Source organism: Pseudoalteromonas sp. BMB, assembly GCF_001709235.1.
GTDB lineage: Bacteria > Pseudomonadota > Gammaproteobacteria > Enterobacterales > Alteromonadaceae > Pseudoalteromonas > Pseudoalteromonas maricaloris.
In genome coordinates this window covers 355,186-381,997 of the sequence record NZ_MBQA01000067.1, presented here as the reverse complement: position 1 = coordinate 381,997, position 26,812 = coordinate 355,186, and the positions used below count along the sequence as shown (strand labels likewise).

The 26,812-nt window shown below is 42.5% G+C and carries 11 protein-coding genes; 6 read left to right on the top strand and 5 right to left on the bottom strand.

What is annotated here, in order from left to right; translation table 11 throughout:
* Nucleotides 1–196 precede the first annotated feature (196 nt).
* Nucleotides 197–2,374: an OsmC domain/YcaO domain-containing protein gene (locus BB427_RS06615; protein ID WP_069019682.1), complete on the top strand. Its 2,178-nt coding sequence runs from the start codon at nt 197–199 to the stop codon at nt 2,372–2,374.
* A gap of 155 nt (nt 2,375–2,529) precedes the next feature.
* Here BB427_RS06615 and BB427_RS06610 read toward each other — a convergent pair whose 3' ends face one another.
* The 4 genes from BB427_RS06610 to BB427_RS06595 are packed head-to-tail and all read right to left on the bottom strand — an operon-like array spanning nt 2,530 to nt 9,055.
* Nucleotides 2,530–3,444: a hypothetical protein gene (locus BB427_RS06610; RefSeq protein WP_139119023.1), complete on the bottom strand. Its 915-nt coding sequence runs from the start codon at nt 3,442–3,444 to the stop codon at nt 2,530–2,532.
* Between the two features lie 20 nt (nt 3,445–3,464).
* A complete protein-coding gene (locus BB427_RS06605; protein WP_069019668.1) occupies nt 3,465–3,710 on the bottom strand; it encodes a hypothetical protein in 246 nt (81 codons plus the stop codon).
* Complete coding sequence (locus BB427_RS06600) at nt 3,703–5,190, bottom strand: hypothetical protein (RefSeq protein ID WP_069019666.1); 1,488 nt, start codon at nt 5,188–5,190, stop codon at nt 3,703–3,705. The genes BB427_RS06605 and BB427_RS06600 overlap by 8 nt, the downstream gene beginning before the upstream one ends.
* Nucleotides 5,183–9,055, bottom strand: a complete 3,873-nt coding sequence (locus BB427_RS06595; protein ID WP_083229843.1) for a TOMM system kinase/cyclase fusion protein — start codon at nt 9,053–9,055, stop codon at nt 5,183–5,185. Before BB427_RS06595 ends, BB427_RS06600 begins: the two co-directional genes overlap by 8 nt.
* A gap of 558 nt (nt 9,056–9,613) precedes the next feature.
* Here BB427_RS06595 and BB427_RS06590 point away from each other — a divergent pair.
* The 5 genes from BB427_RS06590 (at nt 9,614) to BB427_RS06570 (ending at nt 25,741) form a co-directional block, all read left to right on the top strand.
* Nucleotides 9,614–10,855, top strand: coding sequence for a hypothetical protein (locus tag BB427_RS06590; protein ID WP_139119022.1), 1,242 nt, complete (start codon nt 9,614–9,616; stop codon nt 10,853–10,855).
* A 10-nt stretch (nt 10,856–10,865) separates the two neighbouring features.
* On the top strand, nt 10,866–11,822 hold the full coding sequence (locus BB427_RS06585; RefSeq protein ID WP_175401248.1) for a methionyl-tRNA formyltransferase: 957 nt from the start codon (nt 10,866–10,868) through the stop codon (nt 11,820–11,822).
* Between the two features lie 136 nt (nt 11,823–11,958).
* Nucleotides 11,959–12,444, top strand: coding sequence for a hypothetical protein (locus tag BB427_RS06580; protein ID WP_069019653.1), 486 nt, complete (start codon nt 11,959–11,961; stop codon nt 12,442–12,444).
* Nucleotides 12,445–12,579: 135 nt separating this feature from the next.
* Complete coding sequence (locus BB427_RS06575) at nt 12,580–13,191, top strand: phage tail protein (protein ID WP_069019650.1); 612 nt, start codon at nt 12,580–12,582, stop codon at nt 13,189–13,191.
* Nucleotides 13,192–13,357: 166 nt separating this feature from the next.
* Entirely contained in the window at nt 13,358–25,741 is a 12,384-nt protein-coding gene (locus BB427_RS06570) for an Ig-like domain-containing protein (protein WP_254663592.1), read from the top strand.
* 288 nt (nt 25,742–26,029) lie between these two features.
* Here BB427_RS06570 and BB427_RS06565 read toward each other — a convergent pair whose 3' ends face one another.
* Nucleotides 26,030–26,785, bottom strand: a complete 756-nt coding sequence (locus BB427_RS06565; RefSeq protein ID WP_069019647.1) for a hypothetical protein — start codon at nt 26,783–26,785, stop codon at nt 26,030–26,032.
* Nucleotides 26,786–26,812: the final 27 nt, after the last annotated feature.

Below are 26,812 nucleotides of genomic sequence, written 5' to 3'. Positions count from 1 at the left end.
ATATTTAATTATCCTTACTTTTTAGAGTTGGTATTTTAACCATTTGCTATCAAATGTAAATGTTTTTGTCTGGATTCTCCACTGGCATTCTTTCACTATTTACGTTTTAAACCACAAGCTTGAAACTACCATTGGCGTGGTCACCCATCCTCAAGTACAATTAGCGTTTTCGTTTGCAACACACCGGAACCTTCCAATGGAAATCAAAGTAAATTACCTCGACAATCTCAGAATTGATGCCAGATTTGACGACTTTTCTGTCATTGCGGATCAGCCAATTCGCTATAAAGGCGATGGTTCAGCACCAAGTCCATTTGACTACTTTTTAGCTTCTTCAGCGCTTTGTGCTGCTTACTTTGTGAAGGTGTATTGTAATGCGCGTGACATTCCAACGGATGGAATTCGTGTGGCGCAAAACAACATCGTTGATCCTGAAAATCGTTATAACCAAATTTTTAAAATACAGGTGGAGCTCCCAGAAAGTATTTCTGAAAAAGATCGCCAAGGTATTCTGCGCTCAATTGACCGTTGTACCGTTAAAAAAGTGATCCAAACAGGACCGGAATTCCAAGTGGAAGCGGTTGAAAGCCTTGAAGATGATTCTCAGGCTATGCTGATGGTTGATACCAGCGAAAGCGACAGCACTTTTATCCTAGGTAAAGATCTTCCGCTTGAACAGACGATTGCAAATATGACCAAGATCCTCTCGGATTTAGGCATGAAGATTGAAGTTGCGTCATGGCGTAATATCGTGCCACACGTCTGGTCTTTGCATATTCGTGATGCTGCTTCACCAATGTGTTTCACCAATGGTAAAGGGGCAACCAAAGAAAGCGCGCTGTGCTCAGCACTCGGTGAGTTTATTGAGCGTTTAAACTGTAACTTCTTTTATAATGATCAGTTTTTTGGTGAAGAAATCGCAAATGCTGAATTTGTTCACTACCCGAACGAAAAGTGGTTTAAACCTGAAGCTGATGATGCGCTTCCTACTGAGATTTTAGACGACTACACTCGTGAAATTTACGACCCAGAAGGTGAACTACGAGGTTCACATCTAATCGACACAAATTCAGGTAATGTAGCGCGCGGCATTTGTTCTATTCCGTATACTCGCCATTCTGATGGTGAAACCGTGTATTTTCCGTCAAATCTAATAGAAAACTTATTCCTAAGTAACGGTATGAGTGCTGGTAACAACCTGTTTGAAGCGAAAGTGCAGTGTTTATCTGAGATCTTTGAACGCGCGGTGAAAAAGCAAATCATCGAACAGGAAATTGTGTTGCCTGACGTGCCAGAATCTGTACTTGCTAAATACCCAGGTATTGTTGAAGGGATCAAAGGGCTTGAAGAGCAGGGGTTTCCTGTGGTGGTGAAAGACGCGTCTCTTGGCGGTCAATTCCCTGTAATGTGCGTAACCCTGATGAATCCTAAAACAGGCGGTGTGTTTGCTTCTTTTGGAGCGCATCCAAGCTTCGAAGTGGCACTTGAGCGCAGTTTAACTGAGTTGTTACAAGGTCGTAGTTTTGAAGGCTTAAACGATGTACCAAAACCTACGTTTAACAGCATGGCGGTATCTGAGCCGGAGAACTTTGTTGAACACTTTATCGATTCAACGGGTGTGATCTCTTGGCGCTTCTTTAGTGCGAAACATGACTACGATTTTGTTGAGTGGGATTTTACAGGTACTAATGAAGAAGAATGCGATAAGTTATTTGGCATTTTGGAAGGGTTAGGTAAAGAAGCCTATATTGCGGAATTTACAGACTTAGGGATCGCTTGTCGTATTTTGGTACCAGGTTTTTCTGAAGTTTATCCTGCTGAAGATCTGATTTGGGACAACACCAATAAAGCACTGCAATATCGCGAAGATATTCTCAACATCCACTCTCTAGATGACCAAGCATTAGCTAACTTGGTTGAGCGCTTAGAAGACAGCCAGCTTGATAATTATATCGACATTATCACCCTAATTGGCGTTGAGTTTGACGAAAATACGGTGTGGGGTCAGCTTACAATTCTTGAGCTTAAGATTTTAATCTATCTAGCGCTTGGCGATATCGAAGCGGCCATTGAACTAGTTGAAACCTTCTTGCAGTTTAATGACAACACGGTTGAGCGTGGCTTATTCTATCAAGCAATGCATGCCACACTCGAAATTGCATTGGATGAAGAGCTAGAAATTGAAGATTACATTCATAACTTTACTCGCATGTTCTCTAAAGACGTGATGGATGCAGTTATTGGCTCAATTAATGGCGATGTGAAATTCTATGGTTTAACGCCAACTAATATGAAGTTAGAAGGTCTAGACAAGCACCTGCGTCTTATCGAGAGCTATAAGAAGCTTCATGCAGCAAGAGGGAAATTCGCCTAAATTAAACTTAAAGGTGCTGAGATTTCAGCACTTTTATTAACACTGCTTATAGAGTTAACATGGATCTTTTCTAATGTAAGTATTATTCACTAATGTGCCTAACAAATACGAAAGTGGCCCTTTAAAACTAGTATACGCCCACATTGGTTTTTACATTAACTAAAAACCAATTTCAGTTTTTTTGCCATTTCTTCCACATCAACTGCTCGGCTATTTATGACTCCGGTGTAAAGCTTAGTGTAAATAGTTTCTGCTGTGATGACGATTTTTATGTCTAGACAGACATCTTCTTCATTATTAATGAGCGAAAATATTGCTTCCATAGCTTCAATTTCCAGCTCTAAGAAGGCTAATATCCGCTTAAAGTCACTTAAATAATTTTTACTTTTTTTATTCTTATTAGAAAGATATATCCCAATTATGGGAAGAGGGTCGTTGTTATAAAAGCTTAAGTCTAGAAATATATAGTCAAAATAACTTTCATCTAGTTGGCAAACACTTTCAATCATTTCTATACAAGAGTTGTCAGTGATGAATGTAGAAAACTCCTCTATAAGCTTGATGCTGCTTAAGTTATTGGGTTTGAGGTGTAGTTTCAGCGTTTCACCATGGTCTCTGGGAAGATTAGAAATATGCTGTATTTCAGCTAATTGTAATAACCGTTCAAAATACTCATTGTCGATAGGTGCGCCGCTATTAAATAGGATATCGCATAGTTTAGATATATTGATCATAGTTTGTTGGTTTATACTGAGGTGCAAGCCGGGTGAAGTCTCACTTTCAGCGATGTCATCGTATTCCAACCAGACTGTCTTTGGTCTATATTTGAAATCCAGTTTCTTTATTCGGTCAAATTTTAAGCTGTCTAAACCCGCGCATTCCCAATCTCTTGTAAAGTGGTGACAGGTTGTTATATCCAGCTTACTTTGATCTAAAGGTCTTGTTTCGATAAATATGCTAGAAGTAGAAGCTTCAATAAGATTGACTTTATCCAGCACCTTACTTATCGCACGGTTATCTACTCGCAGAGCGATAAGACTTTTTTCGACTAGTTTGATATAGTTTGACATAACAACCTGCATAATTATGACTACCAGCGCATTGCTGCGAATAGCTCAGGGCCTATGAATTGCTCTGCAAATTCTGCCCAGCCTTTTTCTACGTCTGTGGTTTGTCCATTACTCCAAGCCTTGCCTATTTCTCTTAGCTTTTCTTTAGCGTTTTCTTCTAGTTCAAACTTTGCCATAAGGATCTCTGGTTTTGCTTTGAAATCTTCCGTTGCATTATCAATATTATGGATCACTGCATAAGCGAAATCTATATTATTATTACTCATTTGTATTTTCCTTTTGTATATTTAATGGAGAGATAAAAGTAAAATCTGCGGTTTCAGATTTACCATTTTTAGTTTTATATTCTGCGTACTTATGGCACCCCATACAGCCTGTTTTGAATGTATGTGTAGGTACGATGTATTTTTCTTTATTTGAGCAATTGCTTATTTCTGGCAATACAAAGGGCTCTAAAACAGCATTTCTTGCATCACTAGGTGTTCGCTCGATAAAAAATTGTTTCAAATTAGGGGTGACAAGACTCGTATATTGAGTTCTTACTAGCTTATAGTGCTGAAAAACGGAATTATTGCTTTTCAATAATGAGCGCATTTTATTATTTAGCAAAATTGTATCAGTTGAAAGGGGCTCAAGTCGTGTTAGCTGGGCTGGACTATCACTTTTCTTTGGTAGTAAATTGTCACAGCAATCATGACAATTAGGGTTATTGAAAGTTGGCGTCTCAGCGCTATGTTGTTCTGGCTCGTCGAGGTTATCAATATGTTCGAACGTTACCCAACGCCACTGATATTGGCGCTGCTCTTTTATAGCAACATGCATTGCGACTAGTCCCAATTTGGACTGAACTGTCTTGCCATTTTGATTTAATGTAATGTTTTCCATTGAAAAATATTTGTTTGGATCGTCTTGCTTTGTAAGAATTTTCCATCCAAGTTTCACAGAAACAACAGGTAAAATATTTTGCCTTTTACCGGCCTCTCCACCTACTTCAAGACCAATATCTATGTATTCAGTACATTGCCCAAGAGGAAAGGACATAGGAACACTATATTGAAACCCTTCAGCAAGATCTTGATATAACAGTCCGTTTGCACGGCTTTCGTAGTAGATAGGATTTCCTGCTTGGTCGATTAGGATGCCACCGCCATCTACTCCTTGCTCTTTAGAAAACAGTTCCAAGTCGAGTGTATTCTTCAGACAATCACTTTGGCACTTCCAATTACCATCGCTCACTGATTTTGCGTTCATCTCAAATGTATTCGCATCAACTAATTTGGGGGACGATGTTGTGTCATGAAGCCAAGCTCCCCAGCGAGGGATGTAGTCAGAGGTAAAACTCACGGAGCCTGGAAAAGCACTGTCTTTACTGTTTATGTTACTGTTTACCGAGAGAAACAAATCCCAAGCGGAAATGTTCATTATTTTTTCTTCAAATGTCCTTAGCTCCTGAACCATTGCAAGTTGCACTGATTTATCGGTAATATTTTCAATAATTTCATTGTTTTTTTTGATTATGTTATAAATTTCATTTCCATCAGGGAAAGTACATATAAACTGATTTGGCACTCTAGGGAATTCAGACTTTTTATTCGTATTGTCATATTTTAGGAATCTAGAGTTTTTGGAATTTATACTTTCATTTATTTCATTCTTTAACACCGTCAGCGGATCAGCTGCCCATGAGGAAGCAATAGAGAATACAAAGGATAAATTAACAGTTAGTTTAGTTAATAACTTATTCATTATTTTCAATCATCCTTATCGTGTCGATAATCTCTTGTTGATATAGCTTTTCATCGCTAGTCTTCAGATCTTTGATTGTAGTTGAAATAAGTGTTAAAGCCTGAGGTTTGTGACCAAGTTTATATAAAACTTGGGATTTTAACGCAGCTAGCCAGAGTGCATGAGATTTTAGTCCTACAGCGTCTAGAAACTGTGTTCCTTGTTCAAACAGTGAAACAGGGCTTTCCTCCAAACGGTTGCCGTTAAGTGTTGCTAATGCCCATGCTTTAAAGCATTTCGCAAAAGCTGTCCATAATTGATAGCCGTGTAAATTGGATACTGTTAGTGCTAAATCAGCATATTCAAGTACTTTTTGTGGTTGCCTAAGTATTATATAAAGCTGAGATGCTCTCACATAGCTATGGGCTATAGTGTGGGGGTTGTTTATAGATTTTGCCTGATTTAAGGCTTTTTCAAGCCAGTCTAAAGCGATTTTACGATCACCAATCTGTGCCGCATTTAGCGCGCCATAAACTCGAATCGCAACTTCTATATCGTATGCTATTAGCTCGCTATAAAACTTACGGTGCGTGGGGTCATATACAGCTAAACTCTGCTTTAAGTATGAAAAACCTTCTTCTGGCTTTCCACTTACAGTAGCAAATTGCCCTAGCTGAAACAAAACTGGTACTTTTAAATGCTGACCATTTTTTTCATTTGCTATTTCTGAGAGGCTATCAAGCGCTCTTTTTGTCATGTGATGTTGGCAGGTAACAATACCAAAGACTGAAGACACAAAGTGAGCAGCCAACACTAGCTCGGGATCAGCTGCTGATAACTCCAGTTCGTTAATTTTATTATAATAAAGTTCGACATGAGGATCAGAAAAACCAAGGGTTGCTGAGAGGCTGTGCGCAATCCCAAGGTAAATTCTCAACGCAATTTCTACCTTATCAAGCGCTTTACTTTGATATAAGCTTTCAGCATCTGATAATAGGTTCATTGCCTCTTTATAGGCACCTTTTTGATTCTGTTCATTACCAGCGGCGATCAGGGAGCCTATTCCAAGTTCAATGAGTTCTGCGCCAATGTAATATTCAGCTTGGAGCTGTAAAGAAACACGGCTATTAAAGCGAGTACTATCATTGCACAAAAGAACGTTTGCTAACTTTTTATAAAGCTGTGTGTGTAGAAAGCTAGGAATGCTAGCTATAGCCGCATCCCTCACTAGCGCATGCTTAAAGATATAGCTATCGTAATCAACGCGGCGCTGGTGCACGATAAGGTCGTTTGCTATCAGCTCATTTAAGTCGTTTTGGATCTGGTTTTCGCTTAAAGAAGATGCCGCAACGAGTAAATCATATTCAAACTCTCGGCCTATCGTTGCCGCAAGTTGCGCTGTTTCTTTGGCATGACTAAGGCTATCTAGTTTTTGTTGTAATGACTCTCTTAAACTCGTAGGTACTTGGTCAAGTTTATCTGGTGCGAGGAAGTCAATCTCTCCCCCTTTATCTCCAACTAATGCCTTTTGTTTAAGCATGTTGACGAGTTCTTCAATAAATAGCGGGATCCCGTCTGTGCGACTGGTAAGTAATTTGAGAACTCGCTCTGACACTCGGCGGCCATCAAACAAGTTAATGATAAAATCTTCAGTGGCCTTCTCGGTTAGTTTTCTCAGGCAAACATCCACTAAGGTAAGGTCTTTCAACTGAGTTGGCACCGCTTGTCTTGAAGTGCTTAGTAAAACATCACCTGAAGCTAGCGCACCGACAAAGTGATGTAAAAACTCTAAGGTGGTGCTATCTGCCCAATGAATGTCTTCAATAATGTAAAGTTTAAACTTACTGAGCCCGTGACGGTTTGACAGTAACAATGCGCAAAGCCCTTTAAACAACACTTGCTTCTGCTCATCGGGAGAAAGTGTAGAAGGCGTAATTTCATCATCAAGTGAGATATTGAGCCAAACTAGCAACACAGGGATAGCTTGCACTAAATCGAGCTTACTATCCACGTTTGATAATACATAACTAAACACGGTATTGGCTGAATGAGCGTCAAGCTGTTCGGTGTTAAAGAGGTATTTGACCAACGTTAAAATTGGATACAAAGCATTATTTTGGTGCTCTGGTAAACACTGGGCGACTAAATGCTGATATTGCGGTGCATTAGCACGAATTTCTTGCAGCAGCCGAGATTTACCTATACCAGCTTCACCATGAATGTGGGCGATGCGGGTTGCACCTTCGACTTCGTTATTAATGAGTGAAAGTGTCTGTTCAAGCTCAAGGTGACGACCTACAAGTTCATGATGGTTCTTTGTACCACGCATAAAGCCAAACGCTTCGATGCGACGTTCTCCTTGCAAGTTATAAACCGGCGTTAGTTCAAATAACGGGCCTATTTGTACTTGACTGTACAGATTAAATTCTGAAAAAGCATCGAGGAGTGAGCGTGACTCTGCACTACATAAGACTTGGCGCTCGCCAGCTTCACGGGAGAGTGCTGCTGCAATATTTGCGTGATGACCTTCAGGTACCGCATTGGCGTAGGTAATAAATACACCAGTATGAATACCAATGTGAGCGTTAAGGGCGACTCTGTGGGCTTCTTGCATTAGTGCGTTACGTTTGCCAAGTTCGCTTATCATCTCAAGTGCGGTACGGGCAGACAATCGCGCGTCGTTATCGCTACTAACTGGGTAGCCAAAATAAAACAAGCTGGTATCGGCGAGGTTACCCACGTGATAAGCGCCGTAACGAGTCGCGATATCAATAAAGTGATTGCGTTGAGATTTATAAACCGTGTCGATGACATCGAAGTCTTTATCTTGATTGTCGAGTGCTTTAACACTTAACCTTACCGCAAGAACGGTGAGCTGTTTGCGCTCAGTAAGCGCCGTATATTCTTGAATGGCACGATGGTTAGGATCGTCATCACGGATCATTACTGTGGTTTCGTCGTAACCATGTTGAGCTTTAACATCTTTTAGCACACCAACAAGGTTCGATACGTTCATTCGTGCAAGTTCAGAGAATGCCTCGGTTGCGGTGATCACGCGCTCCAACGCACTTTTATTGAGTACACGTCTGAGAAGCCCTGCAAGAGGGTGGCCAAGTAGTGCGCTTGGAATTGGAATATGTACATCGCTTAATTGCTTGTGATAAATCGATGCGACGCTAGTACCCGTGACCGCAGGTACGCCAGTTAAACATTCTAAGAATACTAGACCCCATACATAGAGATCCGATTTTGCCGAGGCTGGCTCACCACGTAATTGTTCTGGTGCGCTGTAAGAAGGTGTGCCTAATGTTTCTTGCGTAAGTGTGATTGTTTCAAAGTCATGTTGGCGAGTTTCTTGTGCCAGCGTACCAATACCAAAATCAAGTATTTTGGCATAAGTCTTTGCACCAGACTGGCTAAGCATAATATTGGTTGGCTTTATGTCTCTGTGGATAATGCCTTGTTGATGAGCGTGAATGAGCGCGTCTAACACTTGCAACATGATGTCAGTTGCATACACTGAATCAATTGCACCATTTTGACTTAGATAGTCCCGTAGTGTTTGCCCTTCCACATACTCGAATACCCCGAACATTAAATTTTCATTTAATTGTCCTTTATCTAATAATCGTACGATATTTGGGTGGTTTAATTGACTACAAAGTAAGGTTTCGCGATTGAAACGTTCCGCATATCTATGTTTTTTCGTCGCTTCCAGTTGTGGTTCTAACGCCAAAAATTTTAGAGCAACGATTTGCCCTGTGTTTATTTGGCGTGCTTTGAAAACTTTACCGAATCCACCTTCTCCAATTTTTTCAAGTAGTTGGTATTTGTCAGACTGGAAAACATCGACAATATGGCTATCCGAAAATTGTGTCAGAGACATATGATTACTAATTCTTATTTTTTGTTAATGGTATAGGGTAATTGGAATGTAAATACATGTCTACCATCAAGATTTCAATTATTTAAAAAAATCAAATAGCTATGCGCTTTTTTTGAACACTGTAACAGGTGTGAGCAAATCTATGGTTTTCAGAAGCAAGAATTTTTTGTGAAAACGCTATTACATCTTGCTGTAATGTTGTGTAATTCTTTATTCTTCATGTTTTTGGCATAATCAGTGTGTAGTAACAGAAGTGTTATGGTAACTACTTAATATTTCAGATTTTTAATTGTCTTTGGTTTTATTAAATGAGATGTGCAACGTACCGTTTTTTGTGTTCAACAGATCTCACTTCATTACTACTAAATCGAAGTGATGACCTATTTTTTACGATTTTTACATCGACATATCTTTGTAAGCCGAAGTTTTATCAAAAAATTAGCAGATTACTTGTGCTTGACTACACTCATTAGAGAAACAGTTAGGAGACACCGGCTGAGCGCTTAAAAAAGCATCAGTCAAGCCGACATTTAAGGATCTGTGGAGCTAATAATATCTATGGAAAAGCAGCAGTTAGCAAACAATACAAAGGTAGGTTTCATTGACCCTCAGGTTGATGATTTATTAAAGCACTCAATTAGAACTCAGCTTCAATCACTTTTAAAAGCAAAACTTTCCGTATGTGAACGTCAAAAGCTGTTGCAAAAGAGCTTTGTTGACGCAATAACATTGGTGTTAACAGATCTTAATACTGTTACACACCAAGAGTTGGTCAGCGCTTTTGAGACAATGTACGATAATGCAGTGCAATCTATGGCGATGGCAGAATTAAGCCAAGAGGTGCTCACTCATCAGTATATTTCCGCGACAGGGTTGATTATGTCACCCTATAACTGTAAGCACACAATAAAGGATGTTTACCGGATCAAGGGATATGCTCGCGGACTCGACAAAGCGATTCAAGGTCAGTTAAAAAATAAACCCTCAATTAATGTACTGTACCCTGCCTGTGGTCCTTTCGCACCTTTGTTACTGCCTTTACTTAGCTACTACAAAGAGACTCAAACCATCAAACCGAGCCAAATTCAAGTGGCGCTTGTTGATATTCAACCCGGTGCAATATTAACACTTAAACAGCTCGTCAGTGACTTGCAGCTTGAAGAGTACGTATCGCTTATTGAAGAGGCTGATGCGACCGTATTTGAGCCCCAAAATGCCATTGATCTTTTAGTGTTAGAAGCGATGCAACATGGCTTTACCAAAGAGGGCCAATTAAGTATTGCCAAACATTTAGTGAAATACTTATCCCTAGACGGTTGGATGATCCCGCAAAATGTGTCGGTAAAAGGCATGATGGTTGTTGGGGAAACGGAGTTTAACCAACAATGGAAAACTCAAGAATATAGTCATTCAAGCAATGTGGGTAATGAGGCGCAACAAGATCGAGTGGAATTAGGCGAAATCCTTAAGATCAATAAGTCTACTTTGTTAGAGATGCAAGAGCTTGAACTTGAAGATGGCATTAAAGTGATCCCTGCGAATCAAATTGTACTACCTACGGGCATTGAAGATATGGGCAAACGTATCTTTGCGGTATATGCCCATATAGAGACATTCGCGCAAGAAGAGGTTGGCCAATATGATTCTGGGATAACGCACCCCCGGCCTGACACAAGCGTGTATATCGACCTTAAACCAAAAGACATAGAGCACACTCACTTTGTTGCTAGTAGCGGGGATACGGTTCAGTTCTACTATCAATTGACTGGGTTACCGGGTTTTGTGCCGGTAAAATTATAGGGATATGCTGATGAATAAGTATGCGGTGTTTACGGGGAGTTGCCTTAGCGCTCCTGCGATTGAGTATTTAGACCAAGCTGGACTACTAGCATGTGTTGTGTTGCCAGATTCCGATGTAAACCCAGACCTATTACAATTACAACAGTGGTTAGAGCAAAAGCAAATAACCATGCTGAAATATAACAAAAAAGATGACAAGCCTCTCATTACGCAACTAGATCGCATGGGCGTGGAGTGCGGTGTCATTTATTTGTTTAGACATAGAATTAAGACAACACTCATCCAGTATTTCCAAGAACACTTAGTCAATATTCATCCAAGTCCACTGCCGGATTATAGAGGACCCCAACCGATATATTGGCAGCTCCGCAATGGTGAAAGTAGTACGAAACTGACTCTTCATAAAGTAAATGAAGAATTAGACTGTGGGGATATTGGTTGCGAAGTCGAGATAGATATTCACCCTTTTGATACTAATAAGTGTCTTCACCAAAAAATGGCTCAAGCCTTACCGTATTTAGTTTCTCAGTTTGTCCAAACAGAGCAAAGTGCTGGGGTCGTATGGCGACCACAAGAGCAAGGAGCAAGTCTTAAGACTGCACCACAAATTATACACTCAGACTTATTGGTAGATTGGCGACAACATAGTGCAAGAGAAATAGCCAATATGGCACGAGCGGGTAATACAGATGTCGCGTGTGCATTGTTTCAATATCGCCAAAGTGTATTTCAGTTACTGCAAGCGACGCCTGTTAAATGTGATTTGCTTGGTATCAAAGCCGGAACGATTGTGCAATTAGATAAAAGCGCAGGTCTTGTTGTTAAAACCGATGATTGTGCCGTGCGCCTAGATATCATAGGCGCGCAACAAGGTATGTTTGATGGCTATCGTTTCGCATTGCTATTTGCGCTTGAACCAGGAATGGAACTGAGTTGCGGTGCTAATTATGAAAGTAGAGTTGTTTAAGATCAAAACGTATTGATAAATATAAGCTAATTTTTAGAGGCTTAGTTAAGAGAGAACTGATAGTGGCTTGTCTGGTGTATTTATCAATTCTGCATTCTAACTATGCGCTGACATTAACCCCAGAAGCGAGATAGGTATGAATATAAAGATCAATCTAATTAATCGTTATGATTTTGAGTTGCTCATTTACCCATTTAATGGGGGCAATTATCCAAGTGCAAATGATGCACAGAAAGTTGCCCAAAAAGAGGGTGAAGGGGAGATTGTGGTTAAAAGCGGTGAGTGTGGCGTTGTTGATATACCCGGCATGGGTTCACTGTTGATACAGTTTTTAGGTGAGCAAAGGCTAGAAAGCATTCACGATCGGTTTTGTGAAAATCCACGCGACTTTGACAAGTACGAGCAAATGGCATTGTTGCGATATAAAACAACGGAATTGTATTGGCGATTTCCAACGAGTGAAGACGATGCGCAGTTGCAACTAAGTGTTAATGAACTAGGTACGGTTTGTTTAGATAAAGTGCTTACCGGTGAGGCGCTTAAGGTTTCGTTACCAGAGTTTTTTATTCCCCCCGTGTTTAATGCTGGGTTACCAGGAACAACAAACGCCGATCCTGAATAAATTGATCCGTATAAAATTTTAAGTAATGAGTAGTAAGCAGTAAAAGTAAAAAGAGTAACTATAAGGCTTGTGTTGCCGCTAATTTAGTAACAACACAATCACAACAAGGTATGTAAATAATTTAGAGGAATAAACATGGCTACTGAACCCTTTATTGGCACTATGACAACTTTTGGCGGCACATTCACGATTGAAAACTGGGCAATGTGTTTTGGCCAAATCCAAGCGATTAGCCAAAACACGGCGCTGTTCTCATTACTTGGAGCCCTGTACGGTGGCGACGCTCGCAGCACATTTGGCTTACCCGACTTGCGTGGGCGTAGTCCGGTTGGACATGGGATAATGCCTGGCGGGCAAGAGTATAGGCAAGGTTTTAAAATGGGTCGCGAACTTGTCACTTTGACAGTTTCACAAATGCCAACACATACCCACACCGCTGTTTTTACACCTAATGGCGGTACTGCTGCGAGTGGTACTTTGCAGGTGGCGACTAACCCTGCGTCGACAGGAACACCAACATCAGACACGTATATAGGCGCAAATACTAGTCCAGGTTTCTTTAAACCAGGTTTAGGTGGAGCCGATTTAGTTGAGATCAAAGGGCTAAATGTTACAGGCGGTGGCTCTGGTGGAGGAACGGTTACAAACCTTGATGCTGGTTCTAGTTTACCAGTGGATATTGTTAACCCAGTATTACCGCTCAACTGGTTAATTGCCATGCAGGGGCTTTACCCATCTCGTGCATAGTTGCGTGTCAAAGGACTAGTTCTTCAAAGGGGCTGGTCCTTTATTAGTTTCAGGTTTGAAAAGTTAATAGATTTAGTGCCGTTAGATAAGTTAATGTGGCTAAACTGTAAGTGGAATTATTTAAGTGTATGTTTTGTTGTGTAAATATAAAAGTTGGGGTTGTGTTATGAATAGTAAGCATCTTGTAAGCTCTAATTTGGGGCGACACCACCTAGTGAATGAAAGGTTTCACGTTACGAAACTAGCTTTGTTTTTATCTACGGTTTTTAGTGCTAGTGCAGTTGCAAGTACATTTACTTTTGATAACAGCGCGAATAATACAGGAGATGGCTCGGCAACGTTTACTTCAACCAATGACGGTGTGACGCTGACGGCGACTCAATCTGCAGGTAGAATAATTAGCTATAATAGCGCGGTAACGGGGTTTATGGTACCAACTACCTCTCAGGCTGGAGAGTTTTGGACGATGTCTTTTAGCTCGAATATTAGCATAACGCAGTTTGGTATTGGACAGTTTAGTGGCGGTGGAGTCGGTGGAACCTATACGTTTACTCCAGATAATGGAACGGCAGTTACAATCTCTGATAATGACTCTGACTTGGGCGATGCATTAGCGACATTAACAGCATCTGACTGGACCTCTGTATCGAGTGTTGTAGTTAGCTATGTGGGTGGGGGTACCAATGGGCACAATTTAGGTATTGACAATATCGAGTTTACATTAGCACCCTCAGATAATACAGCTCCACTCATAAGTGAAGTCACCGCCGTTACTACCCCAACCAACGATAATACACCCAATTATACGTTTACGACTGATGAGGCGGGTGAGTTGTCGATGGGAGGCAGTTGTGGCACATCTAGCTCGACCACAATCAGCACCACAGGCAACCAAACCATTACCCTGACTCAAACAGATAACTCGACAGCATTAGCTGATGGCACTTATAACGATTGTACGGTTACTGTTACCGATTCATCTAGCAATGCTAGCACTGCTTTGAGTATTACGGGCTTTACAGTAGATACCACAGCGCCAACGGTTGCAGAAGTGACCGCAGTGACTACGCCAACGAATGATACAACACCAAGTTATACGTTTAGCGCTACAGAAACCGGCGAATTGTCTGTGGGTGGTAGTTGTGGCACTTCAAACTCAACAACAATTAGTTCGACTGGCAATCAAACCATCACTTTGACCCAAACAGATAACTCGACAGCGTTAGCCCAAGGCACGTATAGCGACTGTACCATTACGGTGACGGATTCTGCGGGCAATGCTAGCACGGCACTAACAATCTCGAGCTTTACGGTGGATACGTCTGCACCAACAGTTGCAGAAGTTACCGCAGTAACAACCCCAACTAATGACAGTACGCCAAACTATGCTTTTAGTACGACAGAGACTGGGACGTTAGCTGTAGGTGGAAGTTGTGGTACATCAAGTTCAACTACAATTAGCTCAACTGGCAACCAAATAATTACTCTGACTCAAACGGATAATTCAACGGCATTAGCGGATGGTACATACAGCAACTGTACCATTACCGTGACAGACTCCGCGGGAAATGCAAATACTGCGTTGGCAATATCAAGTTTTGTAGTAGACACTGCTGCGCCGACAGTTGCGGAAGTTACCGCTGTAGCGACTCCGGGGAATGATAGCACTCCTAACTATACGTTTAGTACTACAGAAACAGGTACATTGGCAGTAGGTGGAAGTTGTGGCACTTCAAGCTCGACCACAATCAGTTCGACTGGCAATCAAACCATCACGCTGACACAAACCGATAACTCGACGGCGCTAGCAGATGGCAGTTACAGTGACTGTACCATTACAGTCACTGACTCCGCTGGGAATGCAAATACAGCATTAACAATTTCTAGTTTTACGGTAGATACATCAGCACCAACAGTTGCTGAAGTAACCGCAGTGACTACTCCAACCAATGACAGCGCGCCTAGCTACACATTTAGCACAACAGAAACAGGCACATTGTCCATGGGGGGGAGTTGTGGCACTTCAAGCTCAACAACCATTAGTTCAACAGGCAATCAAACCATCACGCTGACACAAACCGATAACTCGACCGCGTTAGCAGATGGTACATACAGCGATTGTACTATTACTATCACTGACTCTGCAGGTAATGCGAATAGTGCGTTAAGTATTACTTCTTTTACTGTAGATTCCACGCTCCCAACATTTGATAGCGCAAATTCGACGCCAAATGATGACGCTACCGGTGTAGTAAGTAGCAATGACATTGTGATCGACTTTAGTGAAACTATCGCGTTGGGAACCGGTAGTATTACGATTCGTGACGTCAGTGGTAGTAGTGATTTTGAAGTTTTTGATGTAGCAACAGAAAGTGATGGTACCACCACCAGTCCTGGTGCGGGCCGCATCGGTATTACAAACGATAAAATTTATATAAATCCAACTAGTGATCTGACGGGCAACCGTAATTATTCAATTCGAGTTGACTCAACGGCGGTTGATGATTCTGCGGGTAACAGTTTTGCGGGGATCAGTGACGATACGACATTTAATTTCTCAACGGCCAACACCGCACCTGCAGTTGATTTAGATTCAACGAGTGGTAGTGACGATAGCAGTGTATCATTCTCTGAAGGTGGTGGTGCGGTAAACATTGCAGCGAATGCGGCTGTGACAGAAACTGATGGCGACACGATAACAACCATTACCGTAAGTCTCACGAACGATCAAGATGGTGCATCCGAAGGTTTGAATATTAGTGCATCTGCCCAAGATGCATTGACGGGAGTTTCGGGATCTTCAGATATTACGTTACAAGATACAATTTCTATAACTGGCGCAACGGCTTCAGCGTCAGAAGTGCAAACCTTCTTACAGGCAATCACGTACAACAATACTTCCAGTACGCCCAACGAAACCGCAAGAACTGTCACTGTTGTGATAAATGATGGCACAGATAATAGTACCTCTCGCACAGCTACTATTTCCGTGAGTAATGTCACTGCAGCAAGCAGTACCGCAGCCAGTTTTGATACTACGAGCGGAACGAATTTATCTCCAGCAATTACCTTCACTAGTGACGATGAAACACTGTCTATTGCTGATACTAGCCACATTGCTGGTTCAACTGCGGATGGGGGCGCGGGAACTGATACCTTATTTGTAGTGACTAGCTCTAATTTAGCTAACTTTACGTCGTTAACTAATTTCGAGACATTAACCCCTGATAATGACGGATCTTTAACGCTTACCGAAACACAGCATGACGCATTTACTACCATTAATGGTTCAGGTACAAACCAATTTACAATATCTAGTGCTGATGGAGATCAAACCCTAACCGGTGATAGCGATATTGAAACCTATGTGTTAGGTGCTGCAATGAACTTCATCATGGCAGTAGCATCACAGAATGTCACTGGTAGTAGTGACGACGATACAGTTAATGTTGCTGGGTTTACTGCTACAGGTACGCTTTCTGGTGGATCCGGCACCGATACGTTACAGGCTGACTCAGGCGCTAATATTAGCGGGGCATCACTAAGCGGCTTTGAATCATTAACTCTAAGCGATAATGCATCGGTTACTATGACTGAAGCACAACATGATAGTTTTACAACGGTGACCGCTGCGGGAACTGAGAGTGTCACTATCAGCGATAGTACCGATGGTTTAACTGGTAATAGTGCGATTGAAACTTATATACTTTCAGCGGCTAACACCTTTACGCTCGGAGCTGCTGGGCAAAGCGTAACAGGAAGCAGTGGTAATGACACAATAAATGTCGGTACATTCACAGCTACTGGTACTCTAGCTGGAGGCAGTGGTACAGATACGCTTTCAATCAGTAATGGCGGAAGTATAGCAGGGGCGACAGTGAGTGGTTTTGAGAACCTTTCTGTAGCCACTGATGGATCTGCCACGATATCAGTATCTCAGTTGTCGTCGTTTACAGGCACGGTGTCAGGCGATGGCACTAATTCTCTAACTATTTCTGGCGATGGTGATATTACAACGGTTTCTGCGCTTGAAAATTATACCTTATCAGATGATTCAACCAATTCAAGAACGGTGACCGTTAGCAGTGCAAGTCATTCTGTTACTGGTACTTCAACTTCAGATGCAATTACCTTCGATTTAGGTTCACTTACCTACACAGGTACTATTACGGGTGAAAATACAACTGCAGATACGCTATCTTTGAGTTCTGGCGCAGATATAACAGGTGCAAGTATTAATGCAGTTAGTAATTTGACACTGGCTTCTGGCGCATCTGTTTCCATGACTGCAACTCAACATGAAAGCTTTACTGGTAATATTTCAGCGGCTGGAACAGAAACTATCAATATTTCTGGTGACGGGGATATCACGACTTTCTCTTCGGTTGAAGTTTATAGTGTTGGCGACGATTCTAGCAATACTAGGACTATTACCATCAGTAACGGTACCACAGATGTTTCAGCAACGTCGAACGATGATGCTGTAACGTTTAACATTGGTGGTAGTACCTATACAGGTGATTTAACAGGCGACTCTGACGTGGCCGACTTGGTTTTAGCATCAGATGGTGCGGACGTTACTGGAGGCGGGTTCTTTAATATAGGAAATCTCAGTCTATCAAGTGGTGCAACTGTCGCGATTGATGCTGCCAACCTGAGCGATTTTGCGACCGCTATTTCTGGCGCTGCGGGCAGTGAGACATTAAAACTCATGGATGGTGGAACATTTGACTTTTCAACCACCTCGGTTTCTGCCGTTGAAGGCATTGCAATTGGCACAAATAACGCAGCAACGATCACTCTTACTGATAACTTTAATGCCGACGGTCAAACTGTGTCGGTTACAAATGCCAGCGGCAGTGCAATCACGTCTGACTTAGTCATAGACGCTTCTGCTTTTTCTAGTGACGTGCTAGAAATAACGGCAACAGATTTGAATGGCTCAGACACCATGACTGGTGGTAGTGGTGCGGATACTCTGCGTCCAGGTGGTGGTACGGATATCATGACGGGTAATGATGGCAATGACAATTTTGAGGGCGCAGCAAGCGATCTCAATGGTGATACGATTGCCGATCTTGCAGTCGGTGACACGATAACAATAACAGGGGTTACGGGACTATCTACCAGTAACGTGCGGTTTAACGGTTCGAGTACACTAGAAGTTGATACTGATGCAACCGATTTTTCAGGCGTAGAAGTATCACTATCGCTTACAAACTCCCCTAGTAGTGATCTCGCATATACCGTAGCTGACTCTGGTAGTGACACATTGATCACATTTGAAGCTGCTAATGAAGAGCCAGTATTTACAAGCCTCAATGGTGGTAATACCTTTACTGAAAATGGCACTTCGATTGCTATAGATAGTGATGTAACCATTGCAGATACTGAACTTGACGCACTTAATAGTGGAAACGGTAACTATGATGGTGCGTCGCTAACAATCTCACGATCAGGTGGTGCTAATAGTGAAGATGTATTTAGTAACACAGGGCTGCTAGGCACACTGACTCAGGGAGGCGCGCTAAGTTACAATAGTACAGAAGTCGGTACAGTAACAACTAACTCTGCAGGCACACTCGTACTCACTTTCAACAGCAGCGCTACTTCCGCGCTAGTGGATAATGTACTGCAATCAATTGGCTACAGCAACAGCTCTGAGGATCCAAGCTCATCTGTAACACTCAATTATACTTTTAATGATGGCACGGCAGACAGTACTGGTACAAATCAGGCCGCAGTTACTATTACTCCTGTAAATGATGCCCCTACCGATATTGCATTGACAGCAACAAGCATAGATCAATCGAATACCGGAACTGCTGCGACCGTGGCGACAGCCAGCACCACAGATGTGGAAAGTGGCGACAGTCATACCTATAGCTTGGTTACGGCTGGCAGTAGCGATGGTGGTACATGTAGCGCAAATTCGGGTAACGGCAGTTTCCAATTTTCAGGTAGCACGCTACAAACGCAAGCATCAACATCTCCAGGTGACTATGTTATTTGTATTCAAACGAGTGATGGAACCGCAAGTTACCAAGAGTCATTCACGATAACGGTCAACGATGACGTGGCCCCAAATGCACCGTCGACACCAGATTTGGATGCGGCTTCAGACTCTGGGGCTTCAAGCTCAGACAACATTACCAATGACACCACGCCAACTTTCAGTGGTACTGCCGAAAGTGGGTCGACGGTTAAGCTTTACAGTGATCAAGTTGGTGGTGGTGCGACTGTCATTGGTACAGGTACGGCAACGGGTGGCAATTGGCAAATTACAACGGATACGTTGACCGCAGGATTATCCCACTCTATTTTTGCAACAGCAACGGACTCGAGCAACAACGTAAGTAGTAACTCCAGCTCATTAAGCGTGACCATTGACAACACGGCTCCTTCTACACCAAGTACACCAGATCTATCTTCTGCGAGTGATTCTGGCTCCTCAAATGCAGATAACATTACTAACGACACCACTTCGACATTTACTGGAACAGGTACCACAGGTGATACAGTTACACTTATATCCAGTGTGGATGGTAGTGTTGGCAGTGCAACGGTAAGCGGAGGTGCATGGAGCATTACAAGCTCTGCGATGTCTGAAGGCGCACACTCAGTTTCTGCTCGTGCTACGGATACAGCAGGTAATACAACAGATAGCGCTAGCCTATCAGTAACCATTGACTCTACAGCGCCAACTGGAGTCACAGCTGCAATAGATCAAAGCTTGATCAATGCGGGGAACGAAACGGCATTAAGTTTTGCTTTATCTGGGTTAGAAGGCTCAGGCAGCTTTACATATCAAATTTCTGATGGAACAAGCTCTGTGAGTAGCTCGGGCAGCATTGCAATAACGGGTTCAACTCAGCAAGTCAGCTCTATCAATGTGGCCAATCTTGCTGAAGGAACGCTAACATTATCTGTTGTTGTGACAGACATTGCTGGAAATCAAAGCTCAACGTTCACTGACACAGTCACTAAAAAGTATAACGTTGCGCCGGTGCTTTCTGGTACACCGGCAACGAGCGTCAATGAAGATAGTGAATATGACTTCACGCCGACCTTGACTGACTCTGACACTGGCGATACTCATACCTTTAGCATTACGAATAAGCCAAGTTGGGCAACGTTTGATACGCAAACTGGTAAACTTTCAGGTACGCCAAATGACTCTCATGTTGGCACGACTTCTAATATTGAAATTTCGGTGAGCGATGGTACGGATAGCGATACACTCACCGCATTTAATATTGAAGTTGTTAATACCAATGATGCACCAACTGGGCAAAGTACTAGCTTCACTATAGATGAAGGCGCAACACTAACGCGGGACTTCAATAATGGCCTACTGTCGCTTGCGAGTGACGATGATCTTGATTCCAACGACAGTCTAACAATAGTGAAAGATACCGATCCGCAATACGGTACGTTAACCCTCAACACCGACGGTAGCTTTAGCTATGTTCATGGGGGGAGTGAGAATCATACCGATAGCTTTACCTATCATGTTGAAGACAGCGCTAATGCCAGCTCGCCGGTGTACACCGTAACAATCAATATGAATGCAATTGAAGATGCACCAACGGCTGTGAACGATACGCTGACTACGCTTGAAGATGCTTCTAACTCGGTGAATGTGCTTACCAATGATAGTGACCCTGAAAACAATATGGTTGCTTCATCGGTTACGATTAAAACTCAGCCGACTAAGGGGCAGTTAAGCGTTAATAATGGAGTAGTGACCTTTACACCAACTGCCAATGCCAATGGTTCGGATTCATTTACTTATACGGTTAAAGATTCGACTCAGGCTGAATCAAATGAGGCAACGGTTAGTATTACTATAACGCCGGTAAATGACTTACCAGTCGCGGCTAACTTTACACCGAATATCGATGAAGACACGCCAACATCAGCATTGGCGGTTAGGGCAAATGCAACGGATGTCGAAGATACCAACCCAACAGGGGCTATTGCACTTGAGTCTCAGCCAAGTAAAGGTCAAGCGGCAATAGACTTGAATAATGGCACCATTACTTATACGCCAAATGCCAATGAGACGGGGAGTGATAGCTTTACTTACTCGATTCTTGACAGTGAAGGTGGTAAGTCAAATATTGCCACGATTTCCGTTAATATTGGTGCTGTAAACGACCGACCTGTGGCAGGAAATGACACGGTAACAACAAACGAAGATACTGCAACAACATTGGCAATTCTTGCAAATGACTCTGATGTTGAAGATCAAGGTTTTGATGGTTCGGATGTTGCGCTTGAAGATAAAGGCGATGGTGCAGGAAACTACGACCTCGCTACCGTTACGGTTGGTTCTGATGGTGTGCTCGCGATCACACCAAAACAAGATCAAAATGGTACATTGACCTTCACTTACACCATCGAAGATAGTGAAGGGCTGCGTTCTGACCCTGCAACGGTTACCGTTAATATCACAGCTGTTAATGATGCGCCAGTTGCTGTTAACAACACGGCTCAATTACTTGAAGATGGCAACATAGAAATCAACGTATTGGGTAATGACACGGACGTAGATAGTCAGCTCAATGCCGCAAGTGTTGCAATTGTTAGTCAGCCTCAAGGCGGTTCACTGCAAATACTAACGACTGGTAATATTGTTTATACGCCGAATGCGAATTTCTTCGGAAATGACAGCTTTACTTATACGGTACAAGATGCCGAAGGTTTAGTGTCGAATGCTGCGACAGTCAATATTACAGTGACATCAGTAAATGATGCGCCGGTTATTTCTGGAGTTCCAGCGACATCTGTCAATGAAGATGTTGCATACAACTTTACTCCTTCGGCATCGGATACCGACGGTGATAGCTTAACATTCAGTGTGGCGAACCTGCCAGTATGGGCAAGTTTCAACGATACAACAGGCGCAATTACTGGCACGCCAAGTGAAGGACAAGACGGTACTTATAGCGGCATCGTAATTACGGTGTCGGATGGCCAAGCTGAAGCATCTTTGCCTGCGTTTAGCATAGTGGTGAATGCTGTGAATGACGCACCAATTATCTCAGGTACACCATCAACAAGTGTGAAACAAGACGAAGCATACAGTTTTACGCCGACAGCATCCGATGTGGACTCTCAAACATTGACGTTCTCTGTGACCAATTTACCAGCTTGGGCAAGCTTCGATACGTCCTCAGGTAATTTGGCTGGGACGCCGACTAGAGATGATGTGGGCACTTACAGTAATATCATCGTGAGTGTCAGTGATGGAGCATTACAAGCAAGCTTACCGGCATTTGAAATTGACGTTGAGCCGGTTAACGCCGCGCCGGTAGCAAACAATATGCAAAGAACGGTGCTTGAAGATGGTACTACGAGCTTCTCGGCAGAGGTTAGTGATGCAGACGGCGATGCATTAACAATGGAGTTAGTATCGCAGCCACAAAATGGTGTAGTTCAAATTCAAGGTACTGTGTTTAGCTATACACCATTGCCGAACTTTAATGGCTCTGATGTATTTACTTACACAGTGTCAGACGGTGAGTTTAAGTCAAATACGGCTTCAGTCGCGATGACAGTAACTTCCGTAAATGATGCACCTATTGCCGTTGATGACAGTTTCACCTTCGATGCTGTGGCTTCCAATCAATATGTGCTTCCTGTCTTAAATAATGATACTGACCCAGATGGCGGAACGCTCAGAATTATCGGCGCTAAAGCCTCAATTGGTTCTGCGTTCATAGCCAATAACACCTTGACTTACCAAGCTGTGCAAAACTCACAAGCACCAATAGTCGTTACTTATTTGATTGAAGATGATAGTAAAGCGAGGGCAAAGGCAAATGCTAGTATCACGATTAATGGTACGGGCACGGGCAATGCGCCATCAATTACTGCACCGAGTGACTTAACCGTGAACGCAACAGGCTTATTCACCAAAGTGAATCTTGGTACTGCGGTCGCATCAGATAGCTCAGGGAATCCACTACCGGTATCTTTAGTCAGAGGAATTCCTATCTTTGCGCCTGGTAAACACATTGTTTATTGGCAGGCAACGGATAATCAAGGACAACAAGCCACTGCGAGCCAGAATCTTAACGTCAACCCTCTGGTGTCACTGCAAAAAGATAGTAGAGTTGCAGAAGATCGCAGTCACTCGATTAAGGTGTATCTAAATGGCCCTGCACCAAGTTACCCTGTAACCGTACCTTATACCGTTTCGGGTTCAGCGGATAGCAGTGATCATGACTTACAGTCGGGTGAAGTGGTAATAAGCTCAGGCACTAGTGCTAGCATCAGCTTTAATATATTTGCTGATGGTATAAGTGAAGATAACGAAACCATTGTGATCTCCCTGAGTGACTCAGTAAACAGAGGGGCTAAATCTACTTCAACAGTAACAATTGTTGAGCAAAATGTGGCACCAAGTTTATCGGCAGTTGTGCAGCAAAATGGTGAAGAGCGTAGCTTAATTACCGCCTCTAATGAAGTGGTTACCATAGAAGCTATAGTTGCTGATCCTAACCCGAATGATCTTGTGAGTGTCAGCTGGCAGCCGGATGCGGCGCTAGTCAATACATCGAGTGATCCATTTATCTTTGAATTTAACCCTGCCAATGTCCCGGCGGGTATTTATAAAGTAAGGGTTACGGCTGAAGATAATGCGACGCCAAGTCTGTCAACATCTCGCAATGTCTTTATAGAAATTGTTGACTCTTTAGCACCGTTGACCGGAGAGGATAGTGACGGTGATTTAATTCCGGATGATCAAGAAGGCTATGCCGATGAAGATGAAGACGGTATTCCTGATTTCATGGATGCGATCACTGATTGTAATGTGGTGCAAGAACAAGCGTTAGAATCTAGCCAGTTCTTGGTTGAAGGTGACCCAGGTGTATGTTTACGTAAAGGCGCCACTGTGCCACAAAATAATACGGGTGGTCTACAGCTGTTGGAAACAGAGCTGCCTTCAGATCCAAATGCCAATAATGCAGGTGGTTTGTTCGACTTTATTGCGACGGGGTTACCACAACCCGGTGATGTATATAGTATCGTTTTACCACAACGCAAACCTATTCCACTTAATGCGGTTTATCGCAAATTAATAGGTGGTGAGTGGCAAGACTTTGTGATTGGAGAAGGTAACGAGTTGCTCTCAACTCAAGGTGAGCCAGGTTTCTGTCCTCCTCCAGGAAGCAACGAGTGGAGCGCAGGCCTTAGCGATGGTGATTGGTGTGTGCAACTACGTATTGTTGATGGGGGTCCAAATGATGATGATGGTATTGCCAATGGCAGTATTGTCGACCCAGGTGGAATTGCAGTACCAATCTCAAATAACGCACAACCTGTCGCTAACGCTGACAGTGTGACAATTGTTTCTGGTCAAACAATTATAATTGATGTGCTCGAAAACGATACGGATAGTGACAATGATACACTTACCATAACGGGTGCGAGTGTCGATTTCGGTGTTGTTAGTATCGAAAATAATCAATTGAACTATACGCCTCCAGCTGCATTTATAGGCAATGCGACTATTCAATATAGTGTGACTGATGGACAGGGCGGGTCGAGCAATAGTACGGCGACAGTTTCTATTATCGCCAATCAACCACCGCAAGTGTCGAATGACACCGCAACCTCAAATGGTGCGCAAATCATTATCGATGTACTTGCAAATGATAGTGACCCTGAAGGTGGAATGTTAAGCATTGTTTCTGCAACTGCAAGCCAAGGTACGGTGGCCATTAATATTGATGGTACGCTGAGTTATACACCAAAAGTTGGGTTTGAAGGTGTTGATACAATTAACTATGTTGTTAAAGATGAGTTTGGCGCTATGGCTGAGGGCCAGGTAAGCGTCACGGTATCAGTTAAACAAGTTACATCCATAACTAATAAGTCCTCAGGGACTATGGGAGGCATGTTGTTACTATTAATCAGCGCGCTAGTACTGCGCCGTAAAAAATCACTTTTACCCGCTTTTGCATTGGTGAGTACGAGTTGTTTATTAAGTACACAGGCACAGGCGAGCAATTGGCAAGTGGAGGCAACGCTCGGACAATCTACAGCAGATAGTGAAATTAACGCTTCAGACTTAAACATCGTCAACTTAGATGAAGACAGCAGTAGTTGGTCAATAGGGGCGTTTTATGAATTAGTCCCTAATTGGCAGGTAGGACTTCGCTATATTGACCTTGGTCAAGGAAGCGTGGAGTTTACCGGCTTGAGTGCGGATCCTGAGCAAAGCCAAATGGCTTTGGCGCGAGTTGCCCCGGTATTGCCTGAAGGTCCTGCATTACAATTCAATTACTCAAAATCATTTGCAGATAAGTTTGTTGGTAAAATGTTCTTGGGTGCGTTTAATTGGGATTACAAGATTAACAGCGTTCGGGATGGTCGATTTTCCACTCGTTACGAAGACAGCGGTACTAGCGGTTACATAGGAGGTGGTGTTCATTATCAACTCAGTGAAGCTTTGACATTAGGAGTTGATTTTAGCCACTACTTTATTTCTGCAAATGATGTAAACGACTTAGCACTGAATTTGAGCTATCGTTTTTAAGTTTAACTACAAGTTTTAGCATTAAAAAGGCCTCAACTACATGCTGAGGCCTTTTTATATTGGACGCCACCTGGTGCCAGTGTGTTTCATGATGGAGGCATTTTGATGCGAGGCAAGCTTCTTCAATAACTTATTGGAAATCTTCATCTGCTTTGAATCGGAAAGTACATATGAGGGATGGGATAAACATTAAAGAAAAAGCTCTCTTGCGAGAGCTTTGGGCTATGTTTACGCTTAATTAGTTTTTTAAAATAACTTTTAGAAGAGGGGGAAAGTTATTGAAATTAACTAGTTAAGAGTAATTTGGAACTTTTCAGATTGTTTTTCCTGAATGGCATTTATTCGACTGCCAGATTTAAATTTGGTATCGATAGCGCCTTTTCGGGTACGGAACAATGTTACTGTTGTGTCGCAGGGCTTTGTTTTATCCAGTGCGTCATCATCAAAGCCTGTTAATTCACTCAATAGAATTTTATATTGCCCACCAGACTCTGATATTTCAGATTCGAAGTTTATAAGGCTTGAATCGCCAGTCGTCTTTGTACAAAACGATTTAAATTCGAGAAAAAGCTTGGTATTGATGTCGCTTTCCTCTCTCCACTCAACCAAAATGTCATCATTACGGTTAAATCTTTCAGAGACTGGAGAGTAAAGTCTTATTGGTGCAGGAAGTTTCACTCTAGAGGTTAATTTTTCATTCTCTTTATCACGAATGAACTCAAGTGTTAGCTCAGAATTTTTTGCAGTTGCTGTAAAGTAACCTTGATAATCGACATCGAATAGGTCGTTATCCTTTACCAATATCTTCCTTTCATTACCAAGTGTTGCTCTAACACTATCACCATCAGAAAGAATGACGTTCGCACCAGAACTACTATTTAAATTAAACTCAGTAACAACTCGGGAGCCTTCACCATTTGAAGTAACACGAATATCCGCCCAGATTCCTTCTGTTTTTACGACATCTGATTGTGTTGATTCAGTTGAACAACCAATTAGTGATGCTAAAGCAATGCAGCTCGATAAAACGCTGGCTCGTTTCACGAATATTTCCTTTTCTTCAATATGTGC